The 11,959-nt window shown below is 63.3% G+C and carries 9 protein-coding genes and 2 tRNA genes; 8 read left to right on the top strand and 3 right to left on the bottom strand.

Annotated features, from left to right (window positions below):
- Positions 1 to 46 precede the first annotated feature (46 nt).
- The 7 genes from clpP to KBW95_RS19990 all read left to right on the top strand — a co-directional run bounded on the left by clpP (position 47) and on the right by KBW95_RS19990 (position 7,802).
- Positions 47 to 664 carry an ATP-dependent Clp endopeptidase proteolytic subunit ClpP gene (gene clpP, locus KBW95_RS20020; RefSeq protein WP_307727484.1) on the top strand — a complete coding sequence of 206 codons (618 nt, stop codon included), beginning with the start codon at positions 47 to 49 and terminating at the stop codon, positions 662 to 664.
- A 205-nt stretch (positions 665 to 869) separates the two neighbouring features.
- Positions 870 to 2,138: an ATP-dependent Clp protease ATP-binding subunit ClpX gene (gene clpX, locus KBW95_RS20015; protein WP_211522742.1), complete on the top strand. Its 1,269-nt coding sequence runs from the start codon at positions 870 to 872 to the stop codon at positions 2,136 to 2,138.
- Positions 2,139 to 2,404: 266 nt separating this feature from the next.
- Positions 2,405 to 4,807 carry an endopeptidase La gene (gene lon, locus KBW95_RS20010; RefSeq protein ID WP_211522743.1) on the top strand — a complete coding sequence of 801 codons (2,403 nt, stop codon included), beginning with the start codon at positions 2,405 to 2,407 and terminating at the stop codon, positions 4,805 to 4,807.
- 393 nt (positions 4,808 to 5,200) lie between these two features.
- Entirely contained in the window at positions 5,201 to 5,473 is a 273-nt protein-coding gene (locus KBW95_RS20005; protein ID WP_211518051.1) for an HU family DNA-binding protein, read from the top strand.
- Positions 5,474 to 5,600: 127 nt separating this feature from the next.
- Positions 5,601 to 5,677, top strand: a tRNA-Asp gene (locus KBW95_RS20000).
- An 18-nt stretch (positions 5,678 to 5,695) separates the two neighbouring features.
- Positions 5,696 to 5,772, top strand: a tRNA-Asp gene (locus KBW95_RS19995).
- A 119-nt stretch (positions 5,773 to 5,891) separates the two neighbouring features.
- The gene (locus tag KBW95_RS19990; protein ID WP_211529166.1) at positions 5,892 to 7,802 is read left to right on the top strand and encodes a SurA N-terminal domain-containing protein; all 1,911 of its coding nucleotides are present in this window, start codon (positions 5,892 to 5,894) and stop codon (positions 7,800 to 7,802) included.
- 229 nt (positions 7,803 to 8,031) lie between these two features.
- Here KBW95_RS19990 and mnmH read toward each other — a convergent pair whose 3' ends face one another.
- Together mnmH and KBW95_RS19980 are read right to left on the bottom strand one after the other, a co-directional pair.
- Positions 8,032 to 9,087: a tRNA 2-selenouridine(34) synthase MnmH gene (gene mnmH / locus KBW95_RS19985; protein WP_211522745.1), complete on the bottom strand. Its 1,056-nt coding sequence runs from the start codon at positions 9,085 to 9,087 to the stop codon at positions 8,032 to 8,034.
- A complete protein-coding gene (locus KBW95_RS19980; protein ID WP_211522746.1) occupies positions 9,084 to 9,713 on the bottom strand; it encodes an arylesterase in 630 nt (209 codons plus the stop codon). The genes mnmH and KBW95_RS19980 overlap by 4 nt, the downstream gene beginning before the upstream one ends.
- 28 nt (positions 9,714 to 9,741) lie before the next feature.
- Between KBW95_RS19980 and KBW95_RS19975 the strand changes: the two genes are divergently transcribed.
- Positions 9,742 to 10,431, top strand: coding sequence for an ABC transporter ATP-binding protein (locus KBW95_RS19975; protein WP_211522870.1), 690 nt, complete (start codon positions 9,742 to 9,744; stop codon positions 10,429 to 10,431).
- Here KBW95_RS19975 and KBW95_RS19970 read toward each other — a convergent pair.
- Entirely contained in the window at positions 10,428 to 11,915 is a 1,488-nt protein-coding gene (locus tag KBW95_RS19970) for an NAD(P)H-hydrate dehydratase (RefSeq protein WP_211529165.1), read from the bottom strand. The genes KBW95_RS19975 and KBW95_RS19970 overlap by 4 nt on opposite strands.
- Between the last annotated feature and the right edge of the window lie 44 nt (positions 11,916 to 11,959).

Genomic DNA, 11,959 nt, shown 5'->3' with positions numbered 1-11,959 from the left:
CGGCTTTTTTCCCTTAGGCTTTCCCTTTATAAGGAACGAGACAGGTATGATTCGAAATCCGGCATTGGATACACAGGCACTGGGCATGGTGCCGATGGTGATCGAACAGAGTGGCCGCGGCGAGCGCGCCTACGACATCTACTCGCGCCTCCTCAAGGAGCGCGTGATTTTCCTGGTCGGCCCTGTCAACGACCAGATGGCCAACCTCATCGTGGCCCAGCTGCTGTTCCTGGAGAGCGAGAATCCGGACAAGGACATTTCGCTCTACATCAACTCCCCGGGCGGTTCCGTTTCGGCGGGCCTGGCGATCTTCGACACGATGAACTTCATCAAGCCGGACGTCTCCACGCTGTGCACGGGCCTGGCCGCGTCGATGGGCGCGTTCCTGCTCGCCGCCGGCGCCAAGGGCAAGCGTTTCTCGCTGCCGAACTCGCGCATCATGATTCACCAGCCGTCCGGCGGTTCGCAGGGCATGGCTTCGGACATCGAGATCCAGGCCAAGGAAATCCTGTACCTGCGCGAGCGTCTGGCGCGCATCATGGCCGAGAACACCGGCCAGACGGTTGAGCAGATCCACAAGGATACCGACCGCGACCGCTTCATGTCGGGCGAGGAAGCCGTCGAGTACGGCATGATCGACCGGGTGCTGTCGAGCCGCGGCTGACGGGCTCCGGTTCGCCATACCGACTGTACTGTTGCCAAAAAACGCCCGGGCGCGAACACGTTCGGGCGTTTCGTTTTTATTTCGGGTAGCATAGTTCATGGACGGCGCAACGCACCGGGCATATGCTCGTATTATGTGCGCCAGCGCACTTGTTGCGTCTCCGTATTAGCGTTATATTCATAGCAATTCAATAGAAACCTGCCCCATGTCAGACAAAAAATCCTCCAGCGGCGAGAAACTTCTGTACTGCTCTTTCTGCGGAAAGAGCCAGCACGAAGTCAAAAAGCTGATCGCGGGACCGTCGGTGTTCATCTGCGATGAATGCATCGACCTGTGCAACGACATCATCCGCGACGAAACCTCGAACGTCGAGTCGGTGGCGGGCGCCAAGTCCGACCTGCCGACGCCGCACGAAATCACCGAACTGCTCGACCAGTACGTGATCGGCCAGCAGACGGCCAAGCGCATCCTGTCGGTGGCGGTGTACAACCATTACAAGCGCCTAAAGCACCTGGGCAAGAAGGACGATGTCGAACTGGCCAAGAGCAACATCCTGCTCGTCGGCCCGACTGGTTCCGGCAAGACCCTGCTGGCCCAGACCCTGGCGCGCATGCTCAACGTTCCCTTCGTGATCGCCGACGCGACCACCCTGACCGAAGCCGGCTATGTCGGCGAGGACGTCGAGAACATCATTCAGAAGCTCCTGCAGAGCTGCAACTACGAAGTCGAAAAGGCCCAGCGCGGCATCGTCTACATCGACGAGATCGACAAGATTTCGCGCAAGTCCGACAATCCGTCGATCACCCGCGACGTGTCGGGCGAGGGCGTGCAGCAGGCCCTGCTGAAACTGATCGAAGGCACCATGGCTTCGGTACCGCCGCAGGGCGGCCGCAAGCATCCGAACCAGGATTTCGTGCAGATCGACACGACCAACATCATGTTCATCTGCGGCGGCGCCTTCGACGGCCTGGCCAAGATCATCCAGAACCGTTCGGAAAAGAGCGGCATCGGTTTCTCGGCCTCGGTGAAGAGCCAGAACGAGCGTTCCAACAGCGACATCCTGCTCGAAGCCGAGCCGGAAGACCTGATCAAGTTCGGCCTGATCCCGGAACTGGTCGGTCGCCTGCCTGTGGTCGCCACGCTGAGCGAGCTGACCGAAGAGGCCCTGATCCAGATCCTGATCGAACCGAAGAACGCGCTGATCAAGCAATACTCGAAGCTGCTTGAAATGGAAGGCGCCGAGCTCGAAATTCGTCCTGCGGCCCTGCACGCGATCGCCCGCAAGGCGCTGGCGCGCAAGACCGGCGCCCGTGGCCTGCGTTCGATTCTCGAACACGCGCTGCTGGACGTCATGTACGAATTGCCAAGCCAGCAGAATGTCGTCAAAGTGGTGATCGATGAAAATACGATCACGAATGCCGCAAAACCTTTATTGATTTACAGCGAAACGCCGAAAGCATCTGGGGAAAACTGAAAAAAGCCTGCACGCACGCAACAAAACGCTTGCCGCGCAGACTCATATCGGTAAAACTGATCTCAATAAAAGACGCAGGCTTCAATCGAAAAGCCACTCGCGGTACCCCGCGTGGTGGCTTTTTCATTTCACACCGCGGCTTTTATTAGAACGGCTAGTTTTCGCATCAAGTACTTTTACTTGTAGAAAATATTTTTCACGGCGCGCATCTTGAGTTTTCGCCGTGAGTGCCCAAGTTCAGCAACACGCTTTCTATAAGGTATGCCATGACAACTTCCAAATTAACCGAGCAAACGACGCTGCCCCTCCTGCCGTTGCGCGACGTGGTCGTGTTTCCGCATATGGTGATACCTCTGTTCGTCGGCCGTCCGAAATCGATCAAGGCGCTGGAAGCCGCGATGGAGCAGGGCAAGAGCATCATGCTGGCTGCTCAAAAGGCCGCCGCCAAGGACGAACCTTCCGCCGCAGACATCTACGAGATCGGCTGCGTGGCCAATATTCTGCAAATGCTGAAGCTGCCCGACGGCACCGTGAAGGTGCTGGTCGAAGGCGCCCAGCGTGCGCGCATCGATACCATCACCGATGGCGCGACCCATTTCACGGCCCAGCTGACCCCGCTGTCCTCGGAAATCGGCGACGATTCCGAAGTCGAGGCGATGCGCCGTGCGATCGTCCAGCAGTTCGACCAGTACGTCAAACTGAACAAGAAGATCCCGCCCGAGATCCTGGCTTCGCTGGCCGGCATCGACGACGCCGGCCGCCTGGCCGACACCGTGGCCGCCCACCTGCCGCTCAAGCTCGAGCAGAAGCAGGTCATCCTGGAGATCTTCAATGTCGCCAAGCGCCTGGAGCACCTGCTCGGCCAGCTTGAAGGCGAACTCGACATCCTGCAGGTCGAAAAGCGCATCCGTGGCCGCGTCAAGCGCCAGATGGAGAAGTCGCAGCGCGAGTACTACCTGAACGAACAGGTCAAGGCTATCCAGAAAGAGCTGGGTGAAGGCGAAGAAGGCGCCGACATCGAAGAGCTCGAAAAGAAAGTGATCGCCGCCAAGATGCCGAAAGAGGCACTGGAAAAGGCGCAGGCCGAAATCCGCAAGCTCAAGCTGATGTCGCCGATGTCGGCCGAAGCCACCGTGGTGCGCAACTACATCGACACCCTGGTCGGCCTGCCGTGGAAGAAAAAGACCAAGGTCACCATCGATTTGGAGAAGGCCCAGCAAGTGCTGGAGTCGGATCACTACGGTCTGGAAAAGATCAAGGAACGCATCCTCGAGTACCTCGCGGTGCAGCAGCGCGTCGACAAGCTGAAGGCCCCGATCCTGTGCTTCGTCGGTCCTCCGGGCGTGGGTAAGACCTCGCTGGGCGAGTCGATCGCACGTGCGACCGGCCGCAAGTACGTCCGCATGGCCCTCGGCGGCGTGCGCGACGAAGCCGAGATCCGCGGCCACCGCCGTACCTATATCGGCTCGATGCCGGGCAAGGTGCTGCAGTCGCTCTCAAAAGTAGGCGTGCGCAACCCGCTGTTCCTGCTCGACGAGATCGACAAGATGGGCGCGGACTTCCGCGGCGACCCGTCGTCGGCCCTGCTCGAAGTGCTGGATCCGGCCCAGAACCACACGTTCTCGGACCACTACATCGAGGTGGACTTCGACCTGTCGGACGTGATGTTCGTGGCGACCTCGAACTCGTTCAACATTCCGCCGGCGCTGCTCGACCGTATGGAAGTGATCCGCCTGTCGGGTTACACCGAGGATGAGAAGACCAGCATCGCGCAGCGCTACCTGCTGCCGAAGCAGATCAAGAACAACGGCCTGAAGGAAGACGAGATCAAGGTCGACGAGTCGGCGATCCGCGACATCATCCGTTACTACACCCGTGAAGCCGGCGTGCGTTCGCTCGAGCGCGAAGTGTCGAAGATCTGCCGCAAGGTGGTCAAGATGCTGCTGCTGAAGAAGAGCGACAAGCGCGTGCTGGTCAACAGCAAGAACCTGGACAAGTTCCTGGGCGTGCGCCGCTACGACTTCGGGATGGCCGAAAAGGAAAACCAGATCGGCCAGGTGGTGGGTCTGGCATGGACCGAGGTGGGCGGCGACCTGCTGACCATCGAAGCTGTGAACGTGCCGGGCAAGGGCGGGATCATCCGCACCGGCACCCTGGGCGACGTGATGAAGGAATCGATCGAGGCAGCCCGCACCGTGGTGCGCAGCCGCGCGCAGCGCTTCGGCATCAAGGCCGAGGCCTTCGAGAAGACCGACATCCACATCCACGTGCCGGAAGGCGCGACGCCGAAGGATGGTCCGTCGGCCGGTATCGGCATGACGACGGCGCTGGTCTCGGCCTTCACCGGCATCCCGGTGCGCGCCGACGTGGCGATGACGGGCGAGATCACCCTGCGCGGCGAAGTCCTGCCGATCGGCGGCCTGAAAGAGAAGCTGCTGGCGGCGCACCGCGGCGGCATCAAGACGGTCCTGATTCCCGAGCAGAACGTGAAGGATCTGGCTGAGATTCCTGACAACGTCAAGAACAAGCTCGAGATCGTGCCGGTGCGCTGGATCGAGAAGGTGCTGGAGGTTGCGCTGGAGCGTCAGCCTGAGCCGCTGGTGGAAGTGTCGGCAGTTGCTGTCACCCCGGCTGCAAGCGACGCGCAAGGCGAAGTCGTCAAGCACTGATCGGTTTCAATGACCGCTAGAACAGGCGCCCATGTGGCGCCTGTTTTTTTGGTGCATGCACATCACACCATTCGACTTCAACCCGTATCCGTAAAACCGTCTTTCCCGCGAAGGCGGGAATCCAAGTTTGACGCCCATCCGACAACGGGTGCTTTCCTCACTGACCGGGGGAATTGGGTTCCCGCCTGCGCGGGAACGACGGAGGGGAGATTCTACCGAACTAAACGGGCAGGGCGGTCTGCTAAACCGTGCAATTTTCCTTGACGCTTTTCCGCAACCGAGCCCCCGCTCAGCCGTTGTTGCTTGACAGACCAATGTTGCCCTTGTTTAATACGCCCTGCACTTTTGCAGGTCCGGCGCCGCGGCGCCGGAAACGGATTAACGAGGAAACGAGTGAACAAGACAGAACTGATCGAAGAAATCGCGAAGTCCGCGGACATTACGAAGGCCTCGGCGACGCGCGCACTCGACGCCATGATCGAAGCGGTGACCACCAGCCTGAAGAACAACGACAGCGTCACGCTGGTCGGCTTCGGCACCTTCACGGTGGGTGAGCGCGCAGCGCGTACCGGCCGCGATCCGCGCACCAAGGAACCCATCAAGATCAAGGCAGCGAAGGTTCCGAAATTTAAGGCTGGTAAAGCGTTAAAAGATGCTGTAAACTAATGCCTTCTTCGCGATGACACGCGAAGAAGTGCACCAGAAGGTGCCAGCGGCTCTTCATTGAGCCGTGGGCTGGAAATGCGGGCCTCTCGCGTTTCACCAAGCGGTGCGCAGTGAAGTGAGAAATGTTGGAGCGGTAGTTCAGTTGGTTAGAATACCGGCCTGTCACGCCGGGGGTCGCGGGTTCGAGCCCCGTCCGCTCCGCCAACCATCACATCACAATCTGGAGCGGTAGTTCAGTTGGTTAGAATACCGGCCTGTCACGCCGGGGGTCGCGGGTTCGAGCCCCGTCCGCTCCGCCAGAATTCAGATAAGCCCGGTCACTCCGCAAGGAGCCCGGGAGACCAGAAGAGGCGAACGCAAGTTCGCCTTTTTTTTTAAACTGTGCTGTTAAAGCATTTTCAAGCTTGATAGGCTGACCATGTTTGATTTTGTCCGTAACAACAAGCGCGTGATGCAGGGCGCACTGCTGCTGCTGATCGTGCCGTCGTTCGTGCTCGTTGGACTCGAGAGCTACCAGGACCGCGGCAGTGCCAACGAGGGCGTGGCCACCGTGGCCGGCCAGAAGGTCACCCAGCAGGAATGGGACGACGCACAGCGCCGCCAGATCGACCGTGCGCGCCAGATGATGGGCGCCCAGTTCGACCAGAAGCTGTTCGAAACGCCGGAAGCCAAGCAGGCCGTGCTGAACAACCTGGTGGCCGAGCGCGCGCTCAACGCCGAGATCAATCGCAACCACATGACGGTCAGCGACCAGTCGCTGCTGAACACCCTGCTCGAGATTCCGGGCTTCCGCAAGGCCGACGGCACCCTCGATGGCGAGGCCTACAAGGCCTTCGCCGCGTCGCAGGGCATGACTCGTCCGATGTTCGAGCAGCGCCTGGCGCGCGACCTGGCAGCCGAGCAGCTGTCGAGCGCGATCCAGGGCACCGCCTTCGCTCCGCGCAGCGTGGCCTCGCGCCTGTCGAACATCAACGACCAGGAACGCGAAGTCCAGGAACTGGTCTTCCCGATCACGAACTTCCTGCCGCAGGTGAAAGTCACCGACGACATGGTCAAGGCCTATTACGACAAGAACGCCGCGCTGTTCCAGATTCCTGAGCAGGTGAAGGCGGAGTACGTGGTGTTCGACCAGTCGGTGGTCGAGAGCCAGGTGCAGGTGAGCGACGCCGAAGTCACCGAGTACTATAACAAGAACCTCAAGTCCTACATCACGCCGGAGCAGCGCACCGCGAGCCACATCCTGATCACCGTGCCGCGCGACGCCAAGCCCGCCGACCAGGCTGCAGCCAAGGCCAAGGCCGAGGCGGCGCTGGCCGAAGTGCGCAAGAACCCGGCCAGCTTCGCCGCCGTCGCCAAGGCGCAGTCGCAAGACCCGGGCTCGGCCCAGGCTGGCGGCGACCTCGGCGTGGTCGAGAAGGGCCTGTTCGTCAAGCCGGTCGAAGACGCGATCTATGCGCTCAAGGAAGGCGAGATCGGCAACCTGGTGCAGTCGGAGTTCGGCTGGCACGTGATCAAGGTCACCTCGGTCAAGCCGGCTTCGCAAAAGCCGCTGGAGGCTGCCAAGGACGAGATCGTCGCCGACCTGAAGAAGCAGAAGATGTCGAAGAAGTACTCGGAGCTGGCTGAGACCTTCAGCAACACCGTGTACGAGCAGTCGGACAGCCTGAAGCCGGTCGTCGACAAGCTGGGCCTGAAAGTCCAGACCGTCGACAACCTGACCCGCAAGCCGAATCCGGCCCTGGGCGACTCGCCGGTCAACAACGAGAAGTTCCTGACCGCGCTGTTCGGCGTGGACGCGGTGAAGAACAAGCGCAACACCGAAGCCGTGGAAGTGGCGCCGAGCGTGCTGGTGTCGGGCCGCGTGCTCGAGTTCCGCCCGGCGACCAAGCGTCCGCTGGCCGACGTCGAAGCGCAGATCCGCCAGCGCGTGACCATCGAAGAAGCCGCCCGCCTGGCGCGCGCCGCCGGCGAGCAGAAACTGGCTGCCGTCAAGGCCTCGGGCGATGCGGCCGGTTTCGGCGAAGCGAAGATCGTCTCGCGCACCAAGGAGCCGCCGTTCAACCCGACCGGCGCGATCGCCGCGCTGAAGGCCGACGTGAGCAAGCTGCCGGCCTATGTGGGCGTGGAACTGCCGGGCCAGGGCTATGCGGTCTATCGCATCGGCAAGGTGTCGCAGCCGGCCCAGCCTGACCAGGCGCGCCGCGAGCAGGAAGCGCAGCAGATCGCCGGCATCGTGGGTCAGCAGGAGATGGTGAACTACATCGAGGCCCTGAAGGTCAAGGCGAAGGCCAAGGTCAATGCCAAGGCTGCGCAGACCAAGGCCGAGTAAGTAACACGGCTGAAAAAAAGCCCGGCTGCGTGAGCAGGCCGGGCTTTTTGTCTTTTGAATGTATGCATGACGAGAGACGTATTTCAAACCTGCGCCACTATTCCGTCGTTCCGGCGAAGGCCGGAACCCAAGTTTGTTCGCGTGCCGCACGGCTAAACTCGGACGCTAACGGCGGCGCGTAAAACTTAGGTTCCGGCCTTCGCCGGAACGACGGGCTAACAATACTTGTTTATGCCGCGTGCAGCGCCTTTGCCAAGGCTTCGAAGTCTCCCGGCGCAATATCGCTCAGCTCCACCACCCGCGCCTGCGGATACTGCACAAAATTCCGGTCGATCGAACGCAGATACGCCGGATCGTAATGCTCCACCAGCAGCTGGTCCACCAGCTCCGCCATCCGCCCGCCGCTGGCCATCTCGTGCCAGGCATCGATCTTCTCGCGCCCGTGCAGCTGCACCAGGTGCTCCAGCTGCCCGTTGAGCGCCGCGGGATCGGCGCAGAAGTGGGTGTAATCCTCCATCAGCAGCCGCACGCGGTTCGGCCGCGACAGCTGGAGCGAAATGCAGGGCGAGGCGCGCATGCGCTCCATCACGGCGTCCGGCACCCGCAGGTTGCCGACCTTCTTGCTCTCCGATTCCACGAATACCGGCTTCGACAAATCGAAGCGCCGCAGCTGGTCCCACATCTGGCTTTCGAACATCTTCTGGGTCGGCTGCGGTTCGTCCGGCAGGTGGCCCAGCACCGAGCCGCGGTGGGCGGCCAGGCGTTCCAGGTCCAGTACCTGGGCGCCCACGCGCGCAAGCGTTTCCAGCAGCCGGCTCTTGCCGCTGCCGGTCGTGCCGCACACCACGCGGAAGTCCACCGCCGGCGGCTCCGACAAGGCCGCCGCCACCTGCGCGCGGTAGGCCTTGTAGCCGCCGTCCAGCTGCACCACCGGCCAGCCGATCTTGGCCAGGATGTGCGCCATCGCGCCGCTGCGGTTGCCGCCGCGCCAGCAGTAGACCAGCGGCTTCCAGTCGCGCGGCTTGTCGGCGAACAGGGCCTCGATGTGGCGCGCAACGTTCGCGGCCACCAGCGGCGCGCCGACTTTCTTGGCCTCGAACGCGCCCACCTGCTTGTACAGGGTGCCGACGCGCACGCGCTCCTCGTCGTTCAGAACCGGGCAGCTGATCGCGCCGGGAATGTGATCGAGCGCATATTCCGACTCGCTGCGCGCGTCGATGATGGTGTCGAACTGGTCGAGCTCGGGCAGGATGTCGGCGAAGCCGAGGACAGCAGGGTATTTCATTGTTTCTTGATGAGCGAGGCGAACTGCGGCCAGATGTTGGAGAGGATGATCGGATGGGCGTCGGCCAGCGGGTGCAGGCGGTCTTGCTGGAACAGGGCCGGCTTGTCGGCCACGCCTTCCAGCATGAAGGGCACCAGCGGCGACTTGGTCTCGGTCGACACTTTCTTGAACATGTCGAAGAATTTTTCGGTATAGGCGCGGCCGTAGTTCGGCGGCATGCGCATGCCGACCAGGAGGACTTCGGCCTTCTTGTCCTTTGACATGGCCACCATGGCGCGCAGGTTGGCTTCCGCGGAAGTCACCGGCAGGCCGCGCAGGCCATCGTTGGCGCCCAGTTCGATCACGACGATGTCGGGACGATGCTGGCCGAGCAGGGCGGGCAGGCGCGCCCGGCCGCCGCTGGTGGTCTCGCCGCTGATGCTGGCGTTGACGACCCTGGCCTGGACCTTCTCGGCCTTGAGCTTCTGCTCCAGCAGCGAGACCCAGCCCGCCCCGCGCGCGATGCCGTATTCGGCCGACAGGCTGTCACCCACCACGAGCACGGTTTTTGGTGCAGAATAGGCGCTCGCCGACGCGGCCAGCGTTACCAGCAGGAAGACTGCCCATTTCTTAAGAAAAGCAAGCATGCGTGATAATCCCGAAGCTGTGAAAAATATGGTCACCGATGAAGCAGCGAGCAAACCCGCGATCCGGGTCAGCGGCCTGTCGAAGAAGGTGGCCGACGCGAGCGGCGAGCTCACCATCCTGCAAAACATTGATTTTACCGTGCAACCCGCCGAAACGCTCGCCTTGGTCGGCGCTTCCGGCTCCGGCAAGTCGACCCTCCTCGGCCTGCTGGCGGGTCTCGATACCCCTTCCTCGGGAACGGTAGAGCTGGACGGCACCGATATCTTCGCCCTCGACGAGGACGGCCGCGCGGCATTCCGCAAGGCCAAGCTGGGGTTTGTGTTCCAGTCTTTCCAGCTGCTGGGCCACCTGAATGCGCTGGAAAACGTCATGTTGCCACTCGAATTACGCGGCGATACGGCCGCGCGTGAAAAGGCGGCTGAGATGCTCGGCCGCGTCGGCCTGTCGAGCCGCCTGAAGCACTATCCCAAGTACCTGTCGGGCGGCGAGCAGCAGCGCGTCGCCCTGGCGCGCGCCTTCGTCACCCAGCCGCCGCTGCTGTTCGCCGACGAGCCCACCGGCAGCCTGGATGCCGCCACCGGCGAATCCGTGATCCAGCTGATGTTCGAACTCAACCGCGAGCGCGGCTCGACCCTGGTGCTGGTGACGCACGACCCGGCCATGGCCGCCCGCTGCGGGCGCACCCTCACCATCGCCGGCGGCCGCCTGCTTTCCTAACGCGCCAGGCTGTTGAGCAGCTTGCGGGCTGCCGCCGGCAGTTCGCCCGCCGTCATTCCGATCGGTCCCACGCCTTCCTTTACCAGCAGGTCGGCCGCCGCGCCGTGGATCCAGGCCGCGGCCGCTGCCGCCTCCCAGCCCGGCCAGCCCTGGGCCAGCAGCGCGCCGCAGATCCCCGCCAGCACATCGCCGCTGCCGGCGGTCGCCAGCCCGGCATTGCCGGTCGGGTTGACCAGCACCTCGCCATCCGGCCGCGCGATCACTGAGCCCGAACCCTTCAGGATCACGGTGGCGTTCATGCGCAAGGCCATCTCCCGTGCCGATTCCAGGCGGTCGGCCTGCACCACGCCGGTGGTCATGCCGAGCAGGCGCGCGCCTTCCAGCGGATGCGGCGTCAGCACCGCCGGCGCGGACCGCTGCGCCAGGCGCGATTGCAGGTCGGGGCTGGCGCCGATCAGGTTGAGGGCGTCGGCATCGATCACCAGCGGGCTGTCGCTGTCCAGCGCCTTGGCCAGCAGGCGCATCGCGTTCGCCGAGCCGCCCATGCCGGGGCCGATGACCAGCGTGCGCTTGTCGAACTCGAAGTCGTCCGCCAGGCGGAACATGATCTCCGCTTGCAAGCTGTCGTAGCCGGGCGGCTTGTCGAGGGCCGCGACGTAGACGCGCCCGGCGCCCGCATACAGCGCGCCGCGCGCCGCAAGCACCGGTGCGCCGGCCATGCCGTGGGCGCCGCCGACGATGGCGACGTCGCCGAAGCTGCCCTTGTGGGTGTTGTGGCGCCGCGCCGCAAGATGGCGGGCGAAGACGCCGATACCGCTCAGCCGTGCGCCGGCCAGGGGCAGCTTGGCCGCCTCCACGCCCAGCATGTCCACGCGGACTTCCCCGGCATGGTCGCGTCCATCGGCCGTATGCAGTCCCGGTTTGTCGCCGAGGAAGGTGAGGGTGTGGGTGGCGTGCACCGCGACGCCATCCTGGCCGCCGACCACCGCGCCGCTGTCGGCATCCAGGCCGCTCGGCACGTCCAGCGCCAGGATCGGGCAGCGCAGCTCGTCCAGCCCGGTGACCAGTTCGCGATAAGGCTCTTCGATCGGCCGCGACAGGCCGATGCCGAACAGGCCGTCGACCACGAGACCCCACTGCGCGCCGGGCGGCAGCATGTCGATCCAGCCGACCGTGCCCGAGCGGGCGCGCTCGTAGGCGGCGGCCGTCTCGCTGGAAGCTTCGGCGCTGCCCGGCAGATGCAGCACGGTCGCGTCGACCCCGGCCTCGGCCAGGTTGGCCGCCATCTCGAGCGCATCGCCGCCATTGTTGCCGGGGCCGGCGAGGATGAGCACGGGCTGGCTGCGGTCCTCGCCCAGCAGTTCGAGCGCATAGTCCGCGGCCGCCTTGCCGGCGCGCCGCATCAGGGTGCCCGGCGCCAGCTCCGCATAGGCGGCTTGTTCGATGGCGCGCAGCTGCGCGACCGTGTACAGACAGTTTTCCATACGATGACTCATCCTGTTGAGACGACGGCCATTGTCGTGCATTT

This window comes from Massilia sp. ZL223, assembly GCF_018119395.1.
In the GTDB taxonomy this organism is placed as follows: domain Bacteria; phylum Pseudomonadota; class Gammaproteobacteria; order Burkholderiales; family Burkholderiaceae_D; genus Telluria.
Note: the sequence above shows the minus strand (reverse complement) of the source record. Positions and strands in the feature narration are given on the sequence as shown.

Excerpts from the sequence above, each read along its gene's own strand:
- lon (WP_211522743.1), top strand. The coding sequence starts at position 2,405 with ATGACAACTTCCAAATTAACCGAGCAAACGACGCTGCCCCTCCTGCCG.
- clpX (WP_211522742.1), top strand. The coding sequence starts at position 870 with ATGTCAGACAAAAAATCCTCCAGCGGCGAGAAACTTCTGTACTGCTCT.
- clpP (WP_307727484.1), top strand. The coding sequence starts at position 47 with ATGATTCGAAATCCGGCATTGGATACACAGGCACTGGGCATGGTGCCG.
- KBW95_RS19975 (WP_211522870.1), top strand. The coding sequence starts at position 9,742 with ATGGTCACCGATGAAGCAGCGAGCAAACCCGCGATCCGGGTCAGCGGC.
- KBW95_RS19980 (WP_211522746.1), bottom strand. The coding sequence starts at position 9,713 with ATGCTTGCTTTTCTTAAGAAATGGGCAGTCTTCCTGCTGGTAACGCTG.
- KBW95_RS19990 (WP_211529166.1), top strand. The coding sequence starts at position 5,892 with ATGTTTGATTTTGTCCGTAACAACAAGCGCGTGATGCAGGGCGCACTG.
- KBW95_RS19970 (WP_211529165.1), bottom strand. The coding sequence starts at position 11,915 with ATGGAAAACTGTCTGTACACGGTCGCGCAGCTGCGCGCCATCGAACAA.
- mnmH (WP_211522745.1), bottom strand. The coding sequence starts at position 9,087 with ATGAAATACCCTGCTGTCCTCGGCTTCGCCGACATCCTGCCCGAGCTC.